The sequence below is a fragment of the Sphingopyxis sp. KK2 genome (genome assembly GCF_001990265.1).
Classification (GTDB): Bacteria; Pseudomonadota; Alphaproteobacteria; order Sphingomonadales; family Sphingomonadaceae; genus Sphingopyxis.
In genome coordinates this window covers 1-20,176 of record NZ_LYVN01000068.1, presented here as the reverse complement: position 1 = coordinate 20,176, position 20,176 = coordinate 1, and the positions used below count along the sequence as shown (strand labels likewise).

27 protein-coding genes are annotated in these 20,176 nt (G+C 66.8%); 12 read left to right on the top strand and 15 right to left on the bottom strand.

The window, feature by feature from the left end:
* The 11 genes from B1A78_RS12575 to B1A78_RS12525 all read left to right on the top strand — a co-directional run.
* Positions 1-1,006 (top strand): flagellar hook-length control protein FliK (locus B1A78_RS12575; RefSeq protein ID WP_218667976.1); only part of this gene is annotated, 1,006 nt, incomplete at its 5' end.
* A 14-nt stretch (positions 1,007-1,020) separates the two neighbouring features.
* The gene (locus B1A78_RS12570) at positions 1,021-1,632 is read left to right on the top strand and encodes a flagellar basal body-associated FliL family protein (RefSeq protein ID WP_077147306.1); all 612 of its coding nucleotides are present in this window, start codon (positions 1,021-1,023) and stop codon (positions 1,630-1,632) included.
* Positions 1,629-2,582 (top strand): FliM/FliN family flagellar motor switch protein, encoded by a 954-nt coding sequence (locus B1A78_RS12565; protein ID WP_077147305.1) that lies wholly within the window; start codon positions 1,629-1,631, stop codon positions 2,580-2,582. Before B1A78_RS12570 ends, B1A78_RS12565 begins: the two co-directional genes overlap by 4 nt.
* Positions 2,575-2,907, top strand: coding sequence for a flagellar motor switch protein FliN (fliN, locus tag B1A78_RS12560; RefSeq protein WP_077147304.1), 333 nt, complete (start codon positions 2,575-2,577; stop codon positions 2,905-2,907). The genes B1A78_RS12565 and fliN overlap by 8 nt, the downstream gene beginning before the upstream one ends.
* The gene (locus B1A78_RS12555) at positions 2,907-3,191 is read left to right on the top strand and encodes a flagellar biosynthetic protein FliO (protein ID WP_077147303.1); all 285 of its coding nucleotides are present in this window, start codon (positions 2,907-2,909) and stop codon (positions 3,189-3,191) included. The genes fliN and B1A78_RS12555 overlap by 1 nt, the downstream gene beginning before the upstream one ends.
* Positions 3,181-3,948, top strand: a complete 768-nt coding sequence (fliP, locus tag B1A78_RS12550) for a flagellar type III secretion system pore protein FliP (protein ID WP_077147302.1) — start codon at positions 3,181-3,183, stop codon at positions 3,946-3,948. Before B1A78_RS12555 ends, fliP begins: the two co-directional genes overlap by 11 nt.
* A gap of 6 nt (positions 3,949-3,954) precedes the next feature.
* Positions 3,955-4,224 (top strand): flagellar biosynthetic protein FliQ, encoded by a 270-nt coding sequence (locus B1A78_RS12545; protein ID WP_077147301.1) that lies wholly within the window; start codon positions 3,955-3,957, stop codon positions 4,222-4,224.
* Positions 4,225-4,230: 6 nt separating this feature from the next.
* Positions 4,231-5,010 (top strand): flagellar biosynthetic protein FliR, encoded by a 780-nt coding sequence (gene fliR, locus B1A78_RS12540; RefSeq protein WP_077147300.1) that lies wholly within the window; start codon positions 4,231-4,233, stop codon positions 5,008-5,010.
* A 3-nt stretch (positions 5,011-5,013) separates the two neighbouring features.
* The gene (gene flhB, locus B1A78_RS12535) at positions 5,014-6,153 is read left to right on the top strand and encodes a flagellar type III secretion system protein FlhB (protein ID WP_077147299.1); all 1,140 of its coding nucleotides are present in this window, start codon (positions 5,014-5,016) and stop codon (positions 6,151-6,153) included.
* Between the two features lie 44 nt (positions 6,154-6,197).
* Positions 6,198-7,565 (top strand): flagellar filament capping protein FliD, encoded by a 1,368-nt coding sequence (gene fliD, locus B1A78_RS12530; protein ID WP_077147298.1) that lies wholly within the window; start codon positions 6,198-6,200, stop codon positions 7,563-7,565.
* A gap of 11 nt (positions 7,566-7,576) precedes the next feature.
* A complete protein-coding gene (locus tag B1A78_RS12525; RefSeq protein ID WP_077147297.1) occupies positions 7,577-7,966 on the top strand; it encodes a flagellar protein FliS in 390 nt (129 codons plus the stop codon).
* A gap of 329 nt (positions 7,967-8,295) precedes the next feature.
* On the opposite strand, the gene B1A78_RS12520 is transcribed toward B1A78_RS12525, so the two are convergent.
* The 14 genes from B1A78_RS12520 to B1A78_RS12455 all read right to left on the bottom strand — a co-directional run bounded on the left by B1A78_RS12520 (position 8,296) and on the right by B1A78_RS12455 (position 19,116).
* On the bottom strand, positions 8,296-9,360 hold the full coding sequence (locus B1A78_RS12520; protein WP_077147308.1) for a sigma-54-dependent Fis family transcriptional regulator: 1,065 nt from the start codon (positions 9,358-9,360) through the stop codon (positions 8,296-8,298).
* Between the two features lie 181 nt (positions 9,361-9,541).
* A complete protein-coding gene (locus B1A78_RS12515; protein ID WP_077147296.1) occupies positions 9,542-10,402 on the bottom strand; it encodes a flagellar motor protein MotB in 861 nt (286 codons plus the stop codon).
* Positions 10,402-11,265, bottom strand: a complete 864-nt coding sequence (gene motA / locus B1A78_RS12510; protein ID WP_077147295.1) for a flagellar motor stator protein MotA — start codon at positions 11,263-11,265, stop codon at positions 10,402-10,404. Before motA ends, B1A78_RS12515 begins: the two co-directional genes overlap by 1 nt.
* 97 nt (positions 11,266-11,362) lie before the next feature.
* A complete protein-coding gene (locus B1A78_RS12505) occupies positions 11,363-12,190 on the bottom strand; it encodes a flagellin (RefSeq protein ID WP_077147294.1) in 828 nt (275 codons plus the stop codon).
* 23 nt (positions 12,191-12,213) lie between these two features.
* The gene (gene flgK, locus B1A78_RS12500) at positions 12,214-13,536 is read right to left on the bottom strand and encodes a flagellar hook-associated protein FlgK (RefSeq protein WP_077147293.1); all 1,323 of its coding nucleotides are present in this window, start codon (positions 13,534-13,536) and stop codon (positions 12,214-12,216) included.
* Positions 13,533-13,850: a rod-binding protein gene (locus B1A78_RS12495; protein WP_077147292.1), complete on the bottom strand. Its 318-nt coding sequence runs from the start codon at positions 13,848-13,850 to the stop codon at positions 13,533-13,535. The genes flgK and B1A78_RS12495 overlap by 4 nt, the downstream gene beginning before the upstream one ends.
* On the bottom strand, positions 13,847-14,956 hold the full coding sequence (locus tag B1A78_RS12490) for a flagellar basal body P-ring protein FlgI (RefSeq protein WP_077147291.1): 1,110 nt from the start codon (positions 14,954-14,956) through the stop codon (positions 13,847-13,849). The genes B1A78_RS12495 and B1A78_RS12490 overlap by 4 nt, the downstream gene beginning before the upstream one ends.
* Before the next feature lie 24 nt (positions 14,957-14,980).
* The gene (locus B1A78_RS12485; protein WP_077147290.1) at positions 14,981-15,658 is read right to left on the bottom strand and encodes a flagellar basal body L-ring protein FlgH; all 678 of its coding nucleotides are present in this window, start codon (positions 15,656-15,658) and stop codon (positions 14,981-14,983) included.
* The gene (flgG, locus tag B1A78_RS12480) at positions 15,639-16,427 is read right to left on the bottom strand and encodes a flagellar basal-body rod protein FlgG (protein WP_077147289.1); all 789 of its coding nucleotides are present in this window, start codon (positions 16,425-16,427) and stop codon (positions 15,639-15,641) included. Before flgG ends, B1A78_RS12485 begins: the two co-directional genes overlap by 20 nt.
* Positions 16,428-16,438: 11 nt before the next feature.
* Complete coding sequence (locus B1A78_RS12475; protein WP_077147288.1) at positions 16,439-17,182, bottom strand: flagellar basal body rod protein FlgF; 744 nt, start codon at positions 17,180-17,182, stop codon at positions 16,439-16,441.
* A 35-nt stretch (positions 17,183-17,217) separates the two neighbouring features.
* Complete coding sequence (locus tag B1A78_RS12470; RefSeq protein ID WP_077147287.1) at positions 17,218-18,045, bottom strand: flagellar hook-basal body complex protein; 828 nt, start codon at positions 18,043-18,045, stop codon at positions 17,218-17,220.
* Positions 18,046-18,057: 12 nt separating this feature from the next.
* Positions 18,058-18,369, bottom strand: coding sequence for a flagellar hook assembly protein FlgD (locus tag B1A78_RS12465; protein WP_077147286.1), 312 nt, complete (start codon positions 18,367-18,369; stop codon positions 18,058-18,060).
* A 1-nt stretch (position 18,370) separates the two neighbouring features.
* Positions 18,371-18,781, bottom strand: coding sequence for a flagellar basal body rod protein FlgC (flgC, locus tag B1A78_RS12460; RefSeq protein ID WP_077147285.1), 411 nt, complete (start codon positions 18,779-18,781; stop codon positions 18,371-18,373).
* A complete protein-coding gene (locus B1A78_RS12455; RefSeq protein WP_077147284.1) occupies positions 18,778-19,116 on the bottom strand; it encodes a flagellar basal body protein in 339 nt (112 codons plus the stop codon). Before B1A78_RS12455 ends, flgC begins: the two co-directional genes overlap by 4 nt.
* 278 nt (positions 19,117-19,394) lie before the next feature.
* On the opposite strand from B1A78_RS12455, the gene B1A78_RS12450 reads away from it, so the two are divergent.
* A complete protein-coding gene (locus B1A78_RS12450; protein WP_077147283.1) occupies positions 19,395-19,904 on the top strand; it encodes a flagella basal body P-ring formation protein FlgA in 510 nt (169 codons plus the stop codon).
* Positions 19,905-19,909: 5 nt separating this feature from the next.
* Here B1A78_RS12450 and B1A78_RS22980 read toward each other — a convergent pair.
* On the bottom strand, positions 19,910-20,176 hold a 267-nt coding region (locus tag B1A78_RS22980), incomplete at its 5' end, for a hypothetical protein (RefSeq protein ID WP_218667975.1).

Below are 20,176 nucleotides of genomic sequence, written 5' to 3'. Positions count from 1 at the left end.
GGCAAGCGCCATCGAGAACCCCGCCGCGCCGATGCCGATGCCCGCCGTCGCGCCGCAGATCGCGCTCGCTTCGCCGGATGCGGCGACCGCCGAAGACGCGCCCGTCCCGGCGAAGCCCGAGGTCGCGGCGCCCGACAAGGCGATCCTCGCCGCCAATGAACTGCTCGCGACGCTGGCGCAATTCGCCGCGCCGACCGCGAAGCCCGCCCCCGCCAAACCGGCGGTCGCGGCCCCCGCGACCGAAGGCGAAGCGGCCAAGGGCGACGAAAGCGACGTTGCAGCGGAAGGCGCGCCCGTCGCCGCCTTGCCCGTCTTCGCCGCCGCGCCCGCCGAACCGCGCCCGGCCGGCAAGCCCGCCGTCGAAACCGCGCCGCAACGCCGCGACGACGCGCCCGCGCTGCCGATGGCCGCGCCGAAGACGCGCGATGCCGCGATCGCCCTGCCCTCGCTCGCGGCCGCCGACGCACCGGCCGCCAAGCCCGCCGCCGAACCGTCGATGACGGTCCTCTTTGCGCAGCCCGCTGCGCAGGCCGGCGGCGTCGCCGAGGCCGCCAAGCCCGCAATCGTCGCCGAGCGCGTGCTCGACATGACGAGCGACGACGCGTGGATCGAACAGCTCGCGTCGGACATCGCCGCGACCAAATCGGCGTCGAACGAGGTCAGCTTCCGCCTGATGCCGCGCCACCTCGGCCGTCTCGACGTGTCGATGATGATGGGCGACGAGGGCATGTCGCTCAAGCTCGACACCCAGCATGAGGCGACCGCGACGATCGTCACCGCGGCGCAGGTCCGCCTCGTCGACGACCTGCGCCAACAGGGCGTGCGCGTCGCCGATACGCAGGTGACCCACAATCCGACCGACACCGGCCGCCAGTCGCAGCAGGGCCAGGGCCGCAGCCCGGCGCAGGACGCCGCGCATCTGATCGAAACCGCAACCGAGCGTGCCGACGCACGCGAAACCCGTGACCATGAGCGCGCTGGCGACCGCCGCGGCCGCTTCGCCTGACGAGGAGCAGAGTGATGAGCAAGGATAAGGGCGACGCCGCCGAACCCAAGAAAAAGGGCGGAATGAAGAAACTGCTGATGATCACCGTCGGCGCCATCGTGCTGATCGGCGGCGGTGCGGGTGCTGGCATCTATTTCGGCGGCGGGATGGCCGCACATGCCGAAAAGCCCGAGGATCATTATCCCAAGCTGGTCGTGCGCGACCCCGCCGCCGAACCTGCGGCAAAGGGCGAAGGCGGCGAGGCGCCGGCGCCGAAGGTCGGCACGGTCTCGGTCCCGAACGACAAGTTCAAGGTCGATCCGCGCAAATATGAGATCACCTATGTTCCGATCGCGCAGAGCTTCACCACCAATCTCGCCGACGGATCGGGCTTCCTCCAGGTCGGGATCAGCCTGTCGACCTATTATGACGGCAAGGTCGTCGCCAATGTCGAGCGCCAGGACACGCCGATCCGCTCCGCCGTGCTGATGGTGCTCGCCGAACAGGATCCCGCCTTGCTGTCGACCTCGCATGGCAAGCAGCAGCTGCAGCGCCAGCTGACCAACGCGATCAACCAGGTCCTCCGCGACAAGGAAGGTTTCGGCGGCATCGACAATGTCTATTTCACGAGCCTGGTGATCCAGTGACCACCAAGGCCAATCCCTTCAAGGCGCCCAAGGCGCCGACCGCCAAGGCCGCACCCGCCGCCGAGACCGCGGGCGATGACGCCAAGGCGTCGCTGCTGCTGCGCAAGTCGGAAGGCGGCTATGCCTTTCCAGTGCTCGACGGCGTCGCGAACCAGTTCGCGAAATCGCTGCGCGACCTGATCCGCGCGCTCGGCGCACCGACGGTGCAGGTCGAACGGCAGGCGGCCGAAGTCATGCGCTTCGCCGACTGGACTGCTGCATCGGCACCGGCGATCTTCTGGCGCTATCACACGCCGCCGATGAAAGGCCCGGTCCTGCTCGCCGGCGCGCGCCCGCTGATTCTGCAACTCGTCGACATCTTCTACGGCGGCAAAGGCCAGCTCGCAGCCGAACGCGAAGAGCTGACCGATGCTGAGGAACGCTTCGCCGCGCGGCTTGGCCGCGACATGGGGTTGCAGCTCGCCGCGGCATGGGGCGACAAGCTTGCGATCGCGCCCGAACTCGACTGCGTCACCGGCGACCCCGCCAAGCTCGCTGCGGTGCGCGCCGACGACGAACTGCTGATCCAGCGCTTCGTGCTGCGCGGCGGCAAGCTCGACGGCCGCGTCATCGCCTGCGCCTATCCGGTCGCCGCGCTGCGCGGCATCGCCGGCGCCGAACCCGTCCCCGAAGCGCGCGAGTTGAGCGCCGCCGACGCGGCCTGGACCGCGACGCTGAGCGGCGCCTTGAAAGAAGTTCGCCTTCCGGTGCGCTCGGTTCTGGCCCGTCCCGAAATTTCTTTGGTCAAACTGCTCGGTTTGGAGGTCGGTGATATCATTCCGTTAACCATTCCGCGCAATGTTCCGGTAACCGTCGCCGGCCGCAGTTTCGCGGTCGGCAGCATCGGCGAAGCCAATGGGAATGCAGCCATAATGATCGAGCATATCGAAAAAGGATCGGACCATGAGTGACATGAGCGAAGGCGCCGGTCGCCGTGATCGTCGCGACAGCAAGGATATGGCGATGGCCCCCAATTTCGACCTGCTCGCCGGGGTCTCGCTGCGCGTCTCGGTCGAGGTCGGGTCGACGAGCATGACGCTCGCGCAGCTGCTGTCGATGACCGAAGGCAGCGTCGTCGAACTCGACCGCGCCGCGAACGAACTGCTCGATATCTATGCCAATGGCACGCTGATCGCGCGCGGCGAGATCGTCAATGTCGACGGCCGCTATGGCATCCAGGTCGCCGAAGTGGTCGCCCCCGACCGCGGCCTTGCCGGTTTCGACCGGAGGGCCTGATGTTCGAATATATCCTGCGCCTGCTCATCCTGCTGCCGCTCGTCGGCGGCATGGCGTGGGGCAGCCTGTGGCTGTGGAAAAAGGTCCAGATGGGCACGCTCCAGCTACCCGGCCAGACCGCGAAGCGCGCGCGCGCGATCGAGATGATCGACGTGATGCCGCTCGGTCCCGGCACCAAGCTGACCGTCGTCGAATTCGCCGGCCAGCGCATCCTGCTGTCGGTCTCGCGCGGCACCGTCACCCGGCTCGCCGACAACAGCCAGGGCGATTTCCATGTCGACTAGGCAAACCATGCTGCGCGCCGCGGTTATCGCCGGCGGCGTCGCGCTGCTCGTCGCGGCGCCCGCCGCCTATGCGCAGGAAGCGAGCGGCCTCGGCCGCGCGGTGAACGAACTCGGCGGCGATGGCCGCCCCTTGTCGTTGTCGCTCCAGATCCTCGTCCTGATGAGCCTGCTGACGGTGCTGCCGTCGCTGCTGCTCATGATGACCAGCTTCACCCGCATCATCATCGTGCTGTCGATCCTGCGCCACGCGCTCGGGTTGCAACAGACGCCGCCGAACCAGGTGCTCGTCGGGCTCAGCCTGTTCCTGTCGCTGTTCGTGATGGCGCCGGTCATTACCGAAGTGAACCGCGTCGCGATCGAACCCTATGGCCAGGAACAGATCGATATCGGCACCGCGGTCGTCCGCTCGGGCGATTCGCTGCACGCCTTCATGCTCACCCAGACGCGCAAGTCCGACCTGATGATGTTCGCCAAGATCGCCAAGGCGCCGACCTATGCCAGCCCGAAGGACGTGCCCTTCTCGATCCTGCTGCCGGCCTTCGTCACCAGCGAACTCAAGACCGCGTTCCAGATCGGCTTCCTGATCTTCCTGCCCTTCCTGATCATCGACCTGATCGTCGCCTCGGCGCTGATGTCCCTCGGTATGATGATGCTGTCGCCAACGATCATATCGATGCCTTTCAAGCTGTTGCTCTTCGTCCTTGTCGACGGGTGGGCGCTGACGATGGGCTCGCTCGCCTCCTCTTTCGGGACCTAGCGAGATATGGAAGCCGATTATTTCATCGGGGTCGCGCAACAATCGCTGTGGATCCTCGCGCTCGCCACCGCGCCCCTGCTCATCCCGATCCTCGTGATCGGCGTGCTGCTCGGCATGGTGCAGGCGGCGACGTCGATCAACGAACAGACGTTGACCTTCATTCCCAAGCTGATCGTCGCCGCGGTCTGCCTCGCGATCTTCGGCGGCAGCATCCTCGTGCTGCTCACCGATTTCACCCGCGAGATTTTCGCGCAGATTCCGACGCTCGTCCGCTAACGGCCGATGAACCCCGCCGACATCCCGAATGTGGAGGCGATGCTGCAGCTGTGGATGCTCGGCATGATCCGCCCCGGCGCCTGCTTCCTCGCGGCGCCGGTGTTCGGCGCGACCAATGTCCCGATCCAGCTCCGCCTCGTCATCGCGCTCGCGGTCGGCGTGCCCGCGGTCGCGGCATCGGGCATGGCGCTGCCCCCCGAGGGCATCGTGTCGGTCCCCGGTTTCTTCCTGATCATCGGCGAGGTCGTCATCGGCCTCGCCATGGGCTTCGTGCTCCAGATGGGGCTCGCCGCCGCATTGATCGCGGGCGAGACGATCAGCAATGCGATGGGCCTCGGCTTCGCGTCGATGGTCGATCCGCTGAGCGGCGCGTCGAGTTCGGCGATCGGGCAGTTCCTGTCGATGCTCGCGACCGCGATCTTCCTTGCCGCCGACGGGCACCTCGTGCTGATCTCGATCATCGTCGACAGCTATAATGCGCTGCCCCCCGGCAACGCTTTTCCCTCGTGGGATACGATCGGCGGCATCCTGCGCTTCGGCAGCCTGATGTTCGCCGCCGGGCTGACGATCGCGCTGCCCGTCGGCTTCGTGCTCGTCCTCGTCCAGATCATCATGGGCGTCATCGGGCGCTCGGCGCCGGCGCTCAACCTGTTCGCGGTCGGCATTCCGGCGACCCTGCTCGCGGGCGTCGTCCTGCTCGGCGTCGCCACCCCCGTGATGGCCGAGGGGCTCGCGATGATCCTGTCCGACGCGCTCGACGCCGCGCGCATGGTCGCGGGGATCTGACGCATGTCCGAGACGACCGACAAGGACCAGAAAACCGAACTGCCAACGCCGAAGAAGCTCGCCGACGCGGCGCGCGACGGCGATATCTTGCAGTCGCGCGAACTCGCGACCGCGCTGATGATGCTCGTCGCGGCAGGCTGGCTGATCGCCGCCGGCGGCTGGTTCGTCCAGTCCGCGGGCGAACTGCTGTCGCGCGGGCTGACGCTCGACCGCGGCGACATCACCGATTTCGCCCCCGGCGAGGCGCTGCTGCGCAACGGCGTCGATATCCTCCTGCCGCTCGCAAGCCTGTTCGGCGCCGCGCTGCTCGCCGCCTTTGCCGGTCCCGCGCTCCTCGGTTCGATGGGCTGGCGCGGCAAGTCGCTCGAATTCAAGGGCAGCCGCATCAACCCGATGAACGGGCTCAAGCGCATGTTCGGCATGCAGGGCGCGACCGAACTCGGCAAGGCGCTCGCAAAAGTGCTGCTGCTCGGCGGCATAGGCTACTGGCTCGTCGCGAAGAATCTGCCCGCGATCCTCCACCTCGCGTCGAGCGACCTCAACGGTGCGGTCGGGCTGGCGGGCAAGGTGGTCGCGCATTCGGTGCTCGTGATGGCCGGCGGGCTGGTGATCATCGCGCTGATCGACGTGCCGGTGCAGTGGATGCAGCGCCGCAAGCGACTGATGATGAGCAAGCAGGAAATCAAGGACGAGAGCCGCCAGTCCGACGGTGCCCCCGAACTCAAGCAGGCGCAGCGCCAGCGCGCGCACGAAATGCTGAGCGGGTCGGCGCGCAAAGCGGTGTCCGAAGCGACCGTGATCCTCACCAACCCGACCCACTTCTCGGTCGCCTTGCGCTATCGCCCCGGCATCGACGCCGCACCGGTGGTCGTCGCGCGCGGGCGCGGCGACGTCGCGCTGGCGATCCGCGAACTCGCCCGCGGGACCGCCGTCCCGATCCTCGAATATCCGCAGCTCGCCCGCGCGATCTACTTTACCGCGCGCGCCGGGCGTGTGATCCCCGAGGAATTGTTCGTCGCGGTCGCGACCATCCTCGCCTTCGTCTTCCGCCTCGAGCAGGCGGTGGCCGACGGGCTGGCGCAGCCGGCGGTCGAGGTTCCGGTATCGCATCACTTCGATGCCGACGGACGAAAACAGGCTTAAACTTCCGCGCGCGCCGCCGTTATCGGGTCTGAAGGATATCGCGCATGGTCAGCTCAATCGCCAACAGCCTCGGTTTCGGATCGGGGATCGACACCAAGCAACTGGTCACCGACCTGGCCGCCGCCTCGCGCGAGCCCAAGGTCGAACGCGTCAACACGCTGACCAAGCAGAATAATGCGAAGATCAGCGCGTTGGCGCAGGCCAAGTCCGACCTTGAGGGCTTCGCCGACTCGCTCGCCCAGATGGTCTCGGACGGTTCGCTGCGCAGCACGCCCACCGTGTCCGACGAGAGCGTGCTCGGCGCCACTGCGCGCGCCGGCATGACCGCCGACAGCTTTTCCGCCACCGTCGAAGTGACGCAGCTCGCGCGCGCGCAGACCGTCTATTCGGGCATCGTCGCCAGCAAGAGCGCGGCGATCGGCCAGGGCAGCATGACGCTGACCGTCGGCGGGGTCGCCAAGACGATCACGATCGGCGCGACCAACGACAGCCTCGACGGGCTCGCCAATGCGATCAATGCCAGCGGCGCCGGGGTCACCGCGTCGATCGTCGCCGACGACGGCGGCTATCGCATGATCCTGAAGGGCCCGACCGGCGAGGCCAACGCCTTCACGCTCGAAACCGCCACCCCCGCCCTCTCGGGCTTCGCCTATGGCAGCGGCGGCGGCATGACGCTGGGGCAGAGCGCCGCCAACGCCACTTTCACCATCGACGGCGTCGCCTTCAGCCGCGCGAGCAACATCGTCGACGATGTCGTGCCCGGCATGTCGCTGACGCTCAAGAAAGCGGCCCCCGGCCAGCCGGTCGACATCGGCGCGAGCCGCCCGCTCGACCTGATCAAGCAAACCGTCGGCGATTTCGTTTCGGTCTATAACCAGCTGAAAACAAGCCTGAAAAGCGTCAGCAGCACAACGGGCGCGACGTCCGGCCTTCGCGAACTCGAACGCGAATTGCAGGCGCTCGTCAGTAAGGTGCTGACCAGCCACGGCAGCATCAACAAGCTGTCCGACATCGGCATCGGCACGACCAAGGACGGGCTGTTGTCGCTCGATTCGGCCAAGCTGGAAAAGGCGCTCGCGACAGACGCCGGCGCGGTCGAGGCGCTGTTCAACCCACGCCGCGACGCAACGCACACCGAAACGAGCGACCCCGGCATCGCCTTTGCGCTCGACGCGATCCGCGACAAGGCGATCGCGACCAACGGCGCGATCGACCGCGTGTCGAAATCGCTCGAGGACAAGAAGGAAAGCCTCGCCGAAACGCTCGAGAAGATCGAGCTGCGCGAGGAGGCCTATGCCGCACGGCTCGAAAAGCAGTTCGGCGGGCTCGATGCGAAACTCGCGGCGTTCAAGGCGACCCAATCCTATCTCGAGCAACAGATCGAGATGTGGAACAACCAGAATAACAATTGAGGGCGATCGCCATGGCAGCCACCGCCTCCACGGTCCGCGCGACCGGCCATTACCGCCGTATGCAGAGCGAAAGCCGCGCGGCGGGCGCAGACCCCGTCGAACTGGTCACGATGCTTTACGACGAGCTGGAGATCGCGATCGGCGTGCTCGCCGCGATGGTGCGTCAGGGCCAGCCGGTCTCGGCGACCGAACCCGCGCACCGCGCGCGCGCGATCCTGATCGGGCTCGACGCCGGACTCGACCACCAGGCCGGCGGCGACGTCGCCGGCGCGCTGTCGCGCGTCTACAGCAGCATGCGCCGCAAGCTCGACAAAGCTGTCGCCGCGAACAGCGCCGAGGATCTGGATGAGTTGCTCGACGGCGTGAAGACCGTCAGCGGGGCGTGGCGTCAGCTGCGGTAAGAGGGGCGGCTTTCGTGCGTTAGCTGCCGTTCCAGATCCTCCCCACGCGCAGCGATGGGGAGGTGGCAGCCCGCAGGGCTGACGGAGGGGTCAGCGACCTCGCGCCAGGACGCACCGTCGCTACCCCTCCACCACCGCTTCGCGGCGGTCCCCCTCCCCCATCGCTTCGCGTGGGGAGGATCTTCAGGACAGCTGCCCACCCCAAAACCGCACCACCCCAAAATAACTTCGGCACCGGCCCCTTCCCTCTTCCATCGCCAAGGTGGGGACTGGCGACAGAGGGAAAGAACCGGTGCCGATTCAGCGGCACTGAGGCTGGTGGGGTAGCCTCAGGCTGCCTGTTGCTGAACTCCGTATTTGCGCATCTTTTCGATGAGCGTGGTGCGCTTGAGCGTCAGGAGACGCGCGGCTTCCGAAATGATGCCGTCGGCAAGGTCGAGCGCGACATGGATCTGCTCGAGCTCGATCGTCTCGATCTCGCGCTTGAGGTCGATCGGGCGGCCCGGCGCCGGCGCCTTGGTGGCGGGCGCGGCCGGCGCGAAATCTTCCGCGCTGGCCGGCGCCGCGACAAATCCGGTGGGGACGGCCTGTCGCGGCGCAAGCGCTGCGGTGGGGTTCAAAAGGATGGCGACATCGTCGGCACCGAGCGTTTCGCCGCCGTGCAGCACGCTGGCGCGCTCGACGAAGTTGCGCAGCTCGCGGACATTGCCCGGCCAGCGGTGCTGCATCAGCAGCGCCGTCGCGTCATTGTCGAAGCGGCACTTGGCCTCGCCCGGCATCTTGCGCTGGAAGTGGCGGATGAGCGCGGGAATATCCTCGACGCGGTCTGCAAGGCTGGGGACCTGGAGCACAACCACGCCGAGCCGGAAGAACAGGTCTTCGCGGAACTTGCCATCGGCGATCGCGGCGCCGAGATCCTGGTGGGTGGCCGAAATGACGCGGACGTCGACGGCCTTCACATCGCTGCTGCCGACGCGGACGATCGTCCGTTCCTCCAGCACGCGGAGCAGTTTGACCTGCATGTCGAAACGCATGTCGCCGATTTCGTCGAGGAAGAGCGTGCCGCCCTCGCTTGCTTCGAAATGGCCGATGCGGCGGGCGTGGGCGCCGGTGAAGCTGCCCTTTTCATGCCCAAAAAGTTCGGATTCGATAAGGTCGCCGGGGATCGCGCCGCAGTTGATGGCGGAGAAGGCCTTGCCCGAACGGGCGCCTTCGTCGTGGATCGCGCGGGCCACCAGTTCCTTGCCCGAGCCCGAGGGGCCGCAGAGCATGACCGAGGCGTTGGAGCGGGCCACGCGGCGGATCATGTCGCGCAGGCGCACGGCCGCCGGGCTCGTCCCGATGATCAGCATTTCAAGCGCGGCCTGGTCGCCGCAAGTCCCCACCTTGGTCATTTCGATCTCCACCGCGCCCCCCGAATTCGGCGCTTCTCGATGACCCAAGAGATTGCGGAATCTGGTAAACAAAAGACTAACCAAACGGACCTAACCCCTTCAAAACAAAGGGATATTACCAATCTGGCAGTAATGACGGCGGATGTCCGTCGTTAAGGATTATAATGCTGCCAAACTGGCGCTAATTGTTGCCACCATTGTCCCAGCCGAGAGTGATCGAGATGCGGCGGTTGCGCGGATCGAATCGGTTCGAGGGAACATAGGGCTCGGTATCGGCCACCCCCTCGATGCGTGCGAAGCGGCTGGTGGCGATGCCGCGATACTCCAGATATTGCCGCGCGACCTCGGCGCGTTCGACCGACAGGCGCCAATTGTTGGTGCCCGCCTTCGCCGACCAGGGGCTGGCGTCGGTGTGGCCGCGGATCATCACCTGGTTCGGCACCTCGGCGACCATCGTCGCGATCTGCGCGAACAATTTGGTCGCCTCGGGCGTCAGCTGGTTGGTGCCGACGACGAACATCGAGAAATCGGCATCGTCGACGACGTCGATGCGCAGCCCCTCGCGCGTCTCGGTGAAGCGGATGTTCGGCGCGAGGCGCCGGATCTCGGCCTTCGCCTGGACCTCGCGCAGCAGCGACTTGGCGAGCTTCTGGAAATTGGCGCGCTGACGCTCGCGACCCGACGCCTCGCGCGGACCGCCGGTGGCGTCGCGCGGGATCGTCATCGCCCGCGTACCGGTCTGGCCGGCGGCGTTCGGATATTTGTCGACCGACACGAGCGAATCGCCGCCGAACAGCCCGTTCGATCCTGCGGTGTCCTGTTTCGACTGGACGAGCGTCGGCGCAAAATAGTCGGCAAGTGCCTTGCGCTGCTTCTCGGTCGTCGCACCGAGCAGCCACATGAGCAGGAAGAAGGCCATCATCGCGGTCACGAAGTCGGCATAGGCAACCTTCCAGGCGCCACCATGGTGACCACCATGCGGCGCCTCGATGATCTTCTTGACGATGATCGGGCGTAAAGGGGTATTCGGACGCGCGGCCATCAGCGACCGCGCATGCCGTCAAAGACTTCGGCGAAGCTCGGCTGGTTGTCATGGTCGACGCCCGAGCGCGCGGCCTCGATGACCAGCGGCTGCGGATGGCCGTGCAGCGAGGCGATGATGAGCTGCTTCACCGTATGATAGATGGCGGCGTCGCTTTCGATCACCGCGCGGGCGCGCGTCGCGAAGGGACCGACGAGACCATAGGCGAGCAACACGCCGAGGAAGGTGCCGACGAGCGCCGAACCGATCATGCCGCCGAGCACTTCGGGCGGCTTGTCGATCGAGCCCATCGTCTTCACGACGCCGAGCACCGCCGCGACGATGCCGAGTGCGGGCAGCGCGTCGGCCAGGCTCTGCAGACCGTCGGCGGGCTTGATCGCGTGGTGGTGATGGTTCTTGATCGCGCTGTCCATCACCTCTTCGACCGCATGCGGGTCGAGCGTGCCCGACGACACGACGACCAGGCGCAGCGTGTCGCAGATCAGGTGGACGAGCGTCTGGTCCTTGGCGAGCTTGGGATATTGCTGGAAGATCGGCGAGCTCGCCGGATCCTCGATATGCGGTTCGACCGCGACCGGTCCCTCGGTGCGCATCATCTTCATCAGCGTCGAGACGAGCAGGATGCAGTCGAGATAGTCGGCCTTTTTGTAGGTCGGCCCCTTGAACACCTTGCCGAAGCCGCCGCCGAGCGCCTTCAGCTCCTTGCCCGAATTGCCGATGATCAGCGATCCGACCGCGGCGCCGCCGATGATGAGCATTTCGTGCGGCAGCGCGTGCATCACGGGTCCGAGGTTGCCCCCGGTGAGCGCAAAGCCCCCGAACACCAAAACCAGCAGGACAATGATGCCGATTACGGGAAACATGCGCGATGGGCTCCGACTGGGGCGAACCCCAGCGATTGGGGACGTCTTGATGATTAACGGCAGCGGCGGCGAAAGATTTAGGGCGGAGCCCCTCGCCTCAGTTCAAAATGTCGAACAAGGTCTGGCGGTTGATCCGCGCGAACGCCGCCTGCGCCGCGTCGAGCGTCAGTTTCTGAGCGTTGAGCTCCGCGATCGCGACCGACAAATCGGTATCCTCGACCGCCGAACGTTCGTCCGACAGGCTGATGCCGCGCACCTCGAGGCTGTCGCCGATGCGTTCGAGCCGCCCGGCGGACAGGCCCATAGCCGCGCGCTGGTCGGCGACGTGCGAGATCGCGCCGCTGAGCGTCGTCAGCGCAGTGCCGATCGCCGCCGTATCGCCGGCGGTGATCGCGGCGGCGGCATCGCGCAGCCCGGTCGACACGCTGTTGCCATCGACGACGAAGGCGGTGCTCGCCGACGGCAACGGCGCGAAGCTGATGTCGGCGTCGAAGCGCACCTGCTTGGCGTTGGCAGCGAACAGGGGCTCGCCATTGGAGTCGCGCGTCGCGGCGAAACCGTCGATCTCGTCGGCGATCGCCGACAATTCGGCGGCGATGCTCGCGCGGTCGGCCGGATTGGTCGTCGCGCTCGACGCCGACAGCGTCAGCTCGCGCGCGCGGGTGAGCAGGCTGCTTACCGAGCCGAGCGCGGTGTCGGCCTGCGACACCTGCGCGCTCGCGCTCTTGACGTTCGCCGCCCAGGTCGTGGTGCTCGCCTGCGCCTTGCCGATCGTCGCGATGCGCCGCGAGGCGACCGGGTCGTCGGAGGCGCGCAGCAACTTGGTGCCGCCCGAAATCTGCGTCTGGATGCGTTCGAGCTGGTCCGCCAGTTTCGACTGGCGGGCGATCTCGCGCGTCATGCGGTTGCCCACGGCGTTGATCATCGCGCGGTCCCTTCCTTAAATCGTCAGATGGCGCTCAGCAGCGCTTGCATCGTCTCGCGCGCGACCTGGATCGTGCGCGCGGCGGCGGAATAGGCCTGCTGGAAGCGCAGCAGGTCGGCGGCTTCCTGGTCGAGGTCGACCCCGCTGACACTGTCGCGCGCCGCGGCGGCGCCGTCGGCGCGCGTCCACGCGGCCGATTCCTGCGCCCGCGCCGAAGCGGTCGCCTGCGCCTGTTCGGCGAGGCGGCCGGCCCAGGCGGCTTCGGGATCGTTCGCGCCGCGCATGCCGCCGATGGCGAGCATATTGCCGTTCGACCCGCTCGCATTGGCCGCAGCGACCTGGTCGGGCGTCAGCGACGTCGCGGTCAGCGTCGCGGCCGTCGTCCCCGAAAAGAGCGGCTGGCCGGCATTGCCATTGGCGTCGGTGCCCGCCTGATGTGCGGCGTTGAGCTGACCCGCGAACTGCGCCGCCGCGGCGTCGAGCCCGGCGCGCTGGTCGGCGACATGATCGGCGGCCTGTCCCAGCCCGGCGAGGTTGCCCGACCCCGGCTCGAAGCCATTGCCGCCGACCGAAAAGGACAGCCGGCCGTCGGCGGCGGTCGTCACCGCGACATGGGTGACGGTCGCATTGCCGACCAGCGTGTCGCCCGACGACGCACGCAGCGTCACCGTGCCCCGGTCGTCATAGCTCGCCGTCACCGGCATCTGGGTCGAGATCTGGTCGACCAGCCGGTCGCGTTCGTCGAGCAGGCTCGCCTCGTTGGTCGAACCCGGGCGCGCCTTGCGCAGCCCGTCGTTGATCCGTTCGAGCGCATCGAGATTGGTGTTGAGTTCGCCGACCGACGTCTGGGCGGCGTCCGCGATGCCGCCCGACATGTCCGACAGTTCCTTGGCGGTGCCCTGGAACCCTGTCGCGATGTCCTTCATCGTCTGCAGGAATTCGGCGCGCAGCGTCTTGTTGTTCGGATCGGCGGTCAGCTTGTCGGCGGTGGTGAACAGCTTGGTAAGGTTGGTCCCGATCCCATTATTGTCGTTGCTCAGGGCATCCTCGGCGCGGTTCATCCACGACAGCCGGGTCGCGGCGCGGGTCGCGTCGCTTTCCGACACGCGCGCATCGTCGATCAGCCATTTGTCGACCGCGCGCGTGATGCCGCGGATCGTCACGCCGCCGGGGCTGACATTGCGGCCGACGAGCGCCGATTCGGTGCCGCTCGCCATTTCCTTGAGCGCGAGCGTCCGCCGGGCATAGCCCGGGGTCTGCGCGTTGGCGATATTGTCGCCGATGGTCGACATCGCACGCGAATAGGCCTTGAGCCCGCTCGCACCGATGCTCAGCAGGTCGCTCATTGCACGCCTCCGCCCAGGCTGGTCGGACCGCTGGCGGCGATACCCTTGAACTGGCGCTCGACCATGTCGGCGATGCCGAACTGGCGCATCGCGGCGATGCTGTCGGCGGTCTTGGCGTCGGCCATCTCGCGGAAATTGTCGGTGGCGCTCGACCCGAAGATATCGTCGCCGAGCTTCGCCTGGCGCATCGACGCCATCAGCTGGCGCAGGATCACCGCCTCGAACGCTTCGGCCGCCTTGCGCAAGCCGTCGCCGCCGCCGCCGGCTGCCGTCGGCGCAGGGATCGCAGTCGAAGAAGAAATGGGGCTCGTCATATGATCACCAGTTCTGCGGTGAGCGCGCCGGCCTGGCTCAGCGCCTCGAGGATGGCGACAAGGTCGCCGGGGGGAACGCCCATGCGATTGATCGCATCGACGAGTTCGGACAGCGATGCGGTCGGCTTGACCAGCATCATCGGGCGATATTCCTCGGTCACCTCGACGTCGCTCGACTGTTCGACCGCGGTCTGGCCGCGGCTGAACGGTGCCGGCTGGACGACGGTCGGCGATTCCTTGATCGAGACGGTGAGCTTGCCCTGCGACACCGCGGCGGTGCCGACGCGAACCGCGCCGTTGATGACCACGGTGCCGGTGCGCGCGTTGACGATGACCTTCGCCGGCGGTTCGGCACGCTGCACACCCAGATTCTCAATCTGCGACATCAGCCGCATGCGGGTGTCGGCTGCGCCGGCCGCGCGGATCGAGATGCTGGCACCGTCGAGCATCGTCGCGGTTCCGGGCATCGCGGTGTTGATGGCGTCGGTCACGCTCTTGGCATTGGTCGCGTCGAACTGGTGAAGGTTGAAGATCAGCTGGTCGCCATAGGCAAAGCCGGTGTCGACCGCGCGTTCGACGGTGGCGCCGCCCGCGATACGGCCGCTCGACGGCACATTGACCGTCAGCTTCGACCCGTCGGCGGCATCGACACCGAGCCCGCCGATGACAAGATTGCCCTGCACCATCGCATAGATCTGGCCGTCGGCCCCATAGAGCGGGGCGAGCACGAGCGTGCCGCCGCGCAGGCTCTTGGCCTTGCCGATCGCCGAAACGGTGACGTCGAGGCGCTGGCCGGGCTTGGCGAAGGGCGGCAATTCGGCGGTAATCATCACTGCCGCAGCGTTCTTCAGCGCCGGGTTCACGCCGGCGGGCAGCGTCAGGCCGAAACGCTGCATCGCACCCTTCATGCCCAGCGTCGAATAATCGAGGCTGTCGTCGCCCGTGCCCGCAAGCCCGACGACCAGCCCATAGCCGGTCAGCTGGTTGGCGCGCAGGCCCTGGAACTGGCCCATATCCTTGATGCGTTCGGCCTGCGCCGGAACGGCGAAGGCGAAGCTCGCGACCAAAAGGGTCAGAAAGGTGAGGATGGCATGGCGTATCGGCACGGAGTTGGTCCCTTCGTGTCTGGGTCAGAACGGGCTGATGATCGAGAAGAAGCGCTGCAACCAACCCTGCTGGCTGGCGCGGGCGATTTCGCCCTTCCCCGTGTAGCGGATGTGCGCATTGGCGACGCGCGTCGACAGGACGCGATTGTCCGGACTCACGTCGGCCGAGCGAACGAGACCCGCAATCTGGACGCGTTCGTCGCCGCGATTGAGCGTGATCAGCTTCTCGCCCTTCACCAGCATCGTGCCGTTCGGATAGACGGCGGCGACAGTCACGGTGACTTCGCCCGACAGCATGTTCGACTGGGCGGCATCGCCCTTGCCCTTGAACTGCTGGGTACCGCCGGCGGCGACGTCGCTGGGGTTGAACAGCGACAGCGGTCCGGTGGTCGGCGGGGTCAGCCCGAAGCTGCCGTCGCGGTTGGTGCCCGCGCTGTTGCTCTTCGACGCGACCGTCCGCTCGACGAGCTGGATCGTCAAGATGTCGCCGACCTGCCCGGCGCGCGCGCCTGAGGTCAGCGCGACATAGCTGCCCTGGAAGATCGAGCCGTTCGCCGGCGGCGGCGCCGATGTCGGATCGGGCATCGTGACGGTAAAGGCGTCGGGCGCGATCTTGTCCTTCTTCGCCTCGGCTGCGGCCGGGACCGCGAGCAGGAAGATGAAAAGCGCGCCGGCGACGATGTTAGAGCGTTTGCGTAGCATTTTTCATCATCTCGTCGGTGGCCTGGATCATCTTGGAATTGACCTCGTACGCGCGCTGGGTCTCGATCATGTCGACGAGTTCCTCGACGACATTGACGTTCGATCCCTCGAGCATGCCGCCGCGCAGCGTGCCCCGGCCTTCCTCGCCTGCGGCGCCGACCAGCGGCGCGCCCGACGAAGCGGTCTCGACGAGGATATTGTCGCCGATCGCCTGCAGCCCCGAGGGGTTGGCGAAGCGCGCGATTTCGATGCGGCCGAGTTCGGTCGCTTCGGATTGGCCCGCGACCTGCGCCGATACGGTGCCGTCGGCGCCGATCGAGACGCTGGTCGCGTCCTCGGGAATCTGGATCTGCGGCTGGATCGGCTTGCCGTCGGGGGTGATGATCGTGCCGTCGGGTGCGCGGTCGAAATTGCCCGCGCGGGTGTAGCCGGTGCGACCGTCGGGCATCTGGACCTGGAAATAGCCCGCACCCTCGATCGCAACGTCGAGCGCATTGCCCGTCGTCTGCAGCGTGCCCTGCGTTTCCATGCGCGACGTGCCGGCCAGCTCGACGCCGGTGCCGAGGTTCAGGCCCGTGGCATAGCGGTTCTCGGCCGACGAAGGCGCCCCCGCCTGCGTCATGATCTGATATCCCAGCGTTTCGAAATTGGCGCGGTCGCGCTTGAACCCCGTGGTGTTCACGTTGGCGAGGTTGTTCGCGATCACCTGCATCCGAAAGCCCTGGGCATCCAGACCGGTACGCGCGACGTGAAGGGCACCATAGCTCATATTCTATCTCCTTAACGGGGCAGCGCCATCAGGTTCGCGGTCGAGCTGTCCATGTCGCGCGCGTCGCTGATGAGCTTCAATTGCGAATCCCAGGCCTTGCTGGCCTCGATCATGTCGACGAGCGCCGACGTCGCGGTGACGTTCGAACCCTCGATCGAGCGGGTAATGACGCGGGCCTCGGGATCGTCGGGCAGGATGCCGCCGCCCTTGACGCGGAACAGGTTGTCGAGCCCCTTGACGATCTCCGACCCCGTCGGGGTCGCGAGCCGCACCCGGTCGACCTCTTGCGGGTTTTCGGGATCGCCGCCGGCGGGAACGATGAACACACGCCCCTCCTGGTCGATCTTGATCGAATCCGAGGGCGGGATGGTGACCGGGCCCTGCGCACCCTGCACCGGGTGACCGTCGCCGGTGGTCAGCAATCCGCTCGGCGACACCTGGAGGTCGCCGCGGCGGGTATAGGCTTCTTCGCCGTTCGGCGCCTGGACGACCAGCATCGCATCGAGCGCCATCGCGATATCGAGATCGCGGCCCGTCGCGGTGATCGTGCCGGCGCGCATGTCGGCGCCGATCACTTCCTCCGAAGACACGGCGCGTCCGCCGACGCCGTTGCCGTGCAGCCACAGCGTCTGCGCCTCGGCCATGTCGGCGCGAAAGCCGGGCGTCTGCGCATTGGCGAGATTGTTCGCAGTCGCCGTCTGCCGGGCCATGCTGCCCCGCATCGCGGTGAGGCTGGTATAGATGACGCGGTCCATAGGAGTGCTCCCGGCAGGCGGCGATTAACGGTGGATCAGCGGAGGCCGATGATCGTCTGGGTCAGCGCGGACGCACCCTCGATCGCCTTGGCATTCGCCTGGAAATTGCGCTGTGCGGCGATCAGCATCACCAGTTCCTCGGTGATATCGACGTTCGATCGTTCGAGCGCGCCCGACTGGATCGTGCCCATCGGGCCGTTGGTCGCGGCATCGATCGTCGGCGGGCCGCTTTCGCCGGTCGACTGCCAATGCGCGTCGCCGACCGGGCGCAGGCCCTCGGTCGCGGGGAAGGTCGCCATCGCGATCTTGCCGAGCACCTGGTTCGAACCGTCGGCAAAGGTCGCGGTGGCGAGGCCGTCTTGGCCGATCGACACGTTGATCAGCGCCGCGTCGGGGTTGCCGGCGGCATGCTGCGGCACGACGAAGTCGGTGGTCGAGGCGAGGTCGCGGCTGGTGACATTGCCGTCGGCATCGACCGGCAGCAGCTGCAGCGTCGCCCCGGTCGAATCGATGATCCGGCCATCGTCGAGCGGCGAGAAGGAGCCGTTGCGGGTGTAGGTGACCTGGTTGCGCGGCGGTTCGCCCTTCACGACGAACATGCCGTCGCCGATGATCGCCATGTCGAACGTCTTTTCGCTCGATTCATACGACCCTTGCGTGAACTGCTGGGTGATGCCGCTCAGGCGCGTGCCCTGCCCCGCGACCGTCTTGGTCGACTGGTTCGGCGACGCCGCGAAGATGTCGCCGAACTGCGCCTTGCTGCGCTTGAAGCCGATCGAGCCGGCGTTGGCGATGTTGTTCGAGGTGACCGACATGTCGGTCTGCGCGGCCTTGAGGCCCGAAAGCGAGGTATAGAAAGACATGGGTTTCGTTCCTTATTGCGAAGAGGTGGTCTGGGTGGTCGGGACCGACGGGGTCGCCGCCTTGATGTCCTGGAGCAGCTTGGTCTGCGCCGTGAGCTGGTCGGAAATCGTCTGAAGCGTGCTGTTCGTCTCGGTGATCCCGGCGAGGCTGGAGAATTGCGCCATCTGCGCGACCATCTGCTGGTTATCGACCGGGTTGAACGGATCCTGCTGCGACAGCTGCGCCGTCATCAGGCGAAGGAAATCATTCTGCCCCATCTGGTTGCCCGTGCCTTTCGGCTGGAGCACGACGTTGCTGTTATTGGTGACGCTGTTCACGGCCATCTTACTGTCCCATCCGCAGGGTTTCGTTGATCAGGCCCTTTGCGGTTTCGAGGACCTGGACGTTGTTCTGATACTGGCGCGCGGTCTCGACCATCTCGACCAGCTCGGCGGCGCTATCGACCGCGGCTTCCCAGACATTGCCGTCCTTGTCGGCCAGCGGGTTGTTGGGATCGTGCTTCTTGCTCGGCGCCATCTTGGTCTGGGTGACCTGGTCGACCGCGACCGTGGCGCGGCCGCCTTCGTCCATGACGGTGCGGAACACCGGCTTCATCGAGCGATAGGCGCCCGCCTCGCTGCCCGCGATCGTGCCCGCATTGGCAAGGTTCGACGCGGTGGTGTTGAGGCGGACGAGCTGCGCCGACATGGCGCGGCCGCTGATGTCAAAGACCGAGAGCGAGCCGTTCATGGTCATTCGCCCTTCAGCGCGCGGGTCAGCGTGTTGACGCGGCCCGAGAGGAAGGAAAGGCTCGAACGATAGGCGAGCGCATTTTCGGCGAACGCCGTCTGCTCGGTCGCCATCTCGACCGTGTTGCCGTCGAGTGACGCCTGGACGGGAACGCGATAGCGGACCGCGCCTTCCATCGAGCCGCCCTGCTGCGCCAGGTCGAGCGCTTTCGAAAAGTCGAGGTCGCGCGCCTTGTAATTGGGCGTCGCGGCGTTGGCGATGTTCGACGCGAGCATCATCATCCGCTGGCTCCGGAGCTGGAGCGCGCTGGCGTGGATGCCGAAGAGCTTCTCTGATGCCATCGTACAAAATTCCTTCTTTCGGTGGTCTCATCCGGCACCGGCCGGCGCAGACGCGCGAAAAACACCAAGGCATGATGCAATCGGCGTGCCAAATGGGGATTGGCCTTGGTTTTCAGCCGTTTTCAGGAAGGCGAAGCAGCCCCTCCCCCGGGCCGTCGGCGCCCCGGTCAGATTTTTGACGCTCCCCCGGCGGCCCGCGCCGAAAGCCGCGGCAAAGGGCGACTGGCACGCATCCTGCAATCACGAGCACGACCATTTTGGACCGAAGGAGATGGGTCATGAAACGCAAGATCATCACCGGCATCGCCGCTTTCGCCGCCTGCATCCCCGCCGCATCGGCGCAGCAGGCCAGCGAGGACTGGCAGACGATCGACGTGCTCACCGCGATGGTGGCCAATGCCATGGGCCGCACCGCGACCCCGATCGACCGCCGCATCAAGCTGGCGCGCTGCCCCGAACAGGCGTCGGTCACCGCGCTCGACAGTTCGACGCTCGCCGTCCGCTGCCAGTCGCTCGGCTGGCGCCTGCGCGTGCCGATGACCGCCCCCGAAGGCGCCAGCGCTGCGGGCGGCTTCGTCGCCAAGCCCGCCGCCGCCGCCGCGCCCGTCATCCGCCGCGGCGACAATGTCCGCGTCACTATCGACACCGAAAGCTTCTCGATCAGCTATGCCGCCACCGCGACGCAGGACGGCCGCGTCGGCGACATGATCGCGCTGCGCGGCAGCGACGCCAAGAGCGCGCTCAGCGCCGTCGTCACCGGCCCCGGCCGCGCGCGCCTGGTCGACTGAATCCCTTAAAACCGTTCCTGATCAAGGTCCCGAGCCTTGCCCTTGGCCCGGTGGCTGTCGGTTTTCCGACGCCGCCGGGCCTTTTCTTTGGTTTTTTGCTTCCCCGCGCTTAATCCCCCGATTTCGCGTCCGTTAAGACCCTTCGAACAGGCCCGTCGTTTTTCTGACGGACCCGAGGAAAGGAGGCGCACATGACGGGAGATGGCAAGATCGGGCTGCAGGTCGGCAACGTCGTGCGCATCGGCGCCGTGCGCAAACTGGCGGGCGCCACC

Coding starts and splice junctions, on each gene's coding strand:
- B1A78_RS12570 (WP_077147306.1), top strand. CDS start 1,021: ATGAGCAAGGATAAGGGCGACGCCGCCGAACCCAAGAAAAAGGGCGGA.
- fliN (WP_077147304.1), top strand. CDS start 2,575: ATGAGTGACATGAGCGAAGGCGCCGGTCGCCGTGATCGTCGCGACAGC.
- B1A78_RS12555 (WP_077147303.1), top strand. CDS start 2,907: ATGTTCGAATATATCCTGCGCCTGCTCATCCTGCTGCCGCTCGTCGGC.
- fliP (WP_077147302.1), top strand. CDS start 3,181: ATGTCGACTAGGCAAACCATGCTGCGCGCCGCGGTTATCGCCGGCGGC.
- B1A78_RS12545 (WP_077147301.1), top strand. CDS start 3,955: ATGGAAGCCGATTATTTCATCGGGGTCGCGCAACAATCGCTGTGGATC.
- fliR (WP_077147300.1), top strand. CDS start 4,231: ATGAACCCCGCCGACATCCCGAATGTGGAGGCGATGCTGCAGCTGTGG.
- flhB (WP_077147299.1), top strand. CDS start 5,014: ATGTCCGAGACGACCGACAAGGACCAGAAAACCGAACTGCCAACGCCG.
- fliD (WP_077147298.1), top strand. CDS start 6,198: ATGGTCAGCTCAATCGCCAACAGCCTCGGTTTCGGATCGGGGATCGAC.
- B1A78_RS12525 (WP_077147297.1), top strand. CDS start 7,577: ATGGCAGCCACCGCCTCCACGGTCCGCGCGACCGGCCATTACCGCCGT.
- B1A78_RS12520 (WP_077147308.1), bottom strand. CDS start 9,360: ATGACCAAGGTGGGGACTTGCGGCGACCAGGCCGCGCTTGAAATGCTG.
- B1A78_RS12515 (WP_077147296.1), bottom strand. CDS start 10,402: ATGGCCGCGCGTCCGAATACCCCTTTACGCCCGATCATCGTCAAGAAG.
- motA (WP_077147295.1), bottom strand. CDS start 11,265: ATGTTTCCCGTAATCGGCATCATTGTCCTGCTGGTTTTGGTGTTCGGG.
- B1A78_RS12505 (WP_077147294.1), bottom strand. CDS start 12,190: ATGATCAACGCCGTGGGCAACCGCATGACGCGCGAGATCGCCCGCCAG.
- flgK (WP_077147293.1), bottom strand. CDS start 13,536: ATGAGCGACCTGCTGAGCATCGGTGCGAGCGGGCTCAAGGCCTATTCG.
- B1A78_RS12495 (WP_077147292.1), bottom strand. CDS start 13,850: ATGACGAGCCCCATTTCTTCTTCGACTGCGATCCCTGCGCCGACGGCA.
- B1A78_RS12485 (WP_077147290.1), bottom strand. CDS start 15,658: ATGCTACGCAAACGCTCTAACATCGTCGCCGGCGCGCTTTTCATCTTC.
- flgG (WP_077147289.1), bottom strand. CDS start 16,427: ATGAGCTATGGTGCCCTTCACGTCGCGCGTACCGGTCTGGATGCCCAG.
- B1A78_RS12475 (WP_077147288.1), bottom strand. CDS start 17,182: ATGGACCGCGTCATCTATACCAGCCTCACCGCGATGCGGGGCAGCATG.
- B1A78_RS12470 (WP_077147287.1), bottom strand. CDS start 18,045: ATGTCTTTCTATACCTCGCTTTCGGGCCTCAAGGCCGCGCAGACCGAC.
- B1A78_RS12465 (WP_077147286.1), bottom strand. CDS start 18,369: ATGGCCGTGAACAGCGTCACCAATAACAGCAACGTCGTGCTCCAGCCG.
- flgC (WP_077147285.1), bottom strand. CDS start 18,781: ATGACCATGAACGGCTCGCTCTCGGTCTTTGACATCAGCGGCCGCGCC.
- B1A78_RS12455 (WP_077147284.1), bottom strand. CDS start 19,116: ATGGCATCAGAGAAGCTCTTCGGCATCCACGCCAGCGCGCTCCAGCTC.
- B1A78_RS12450 (WP_077147283.1), top strand. CDS start 19,395: ATGAAACGCAAGATCATCACCGGCATCGCCGCTTTCGCCGCCTGCATC.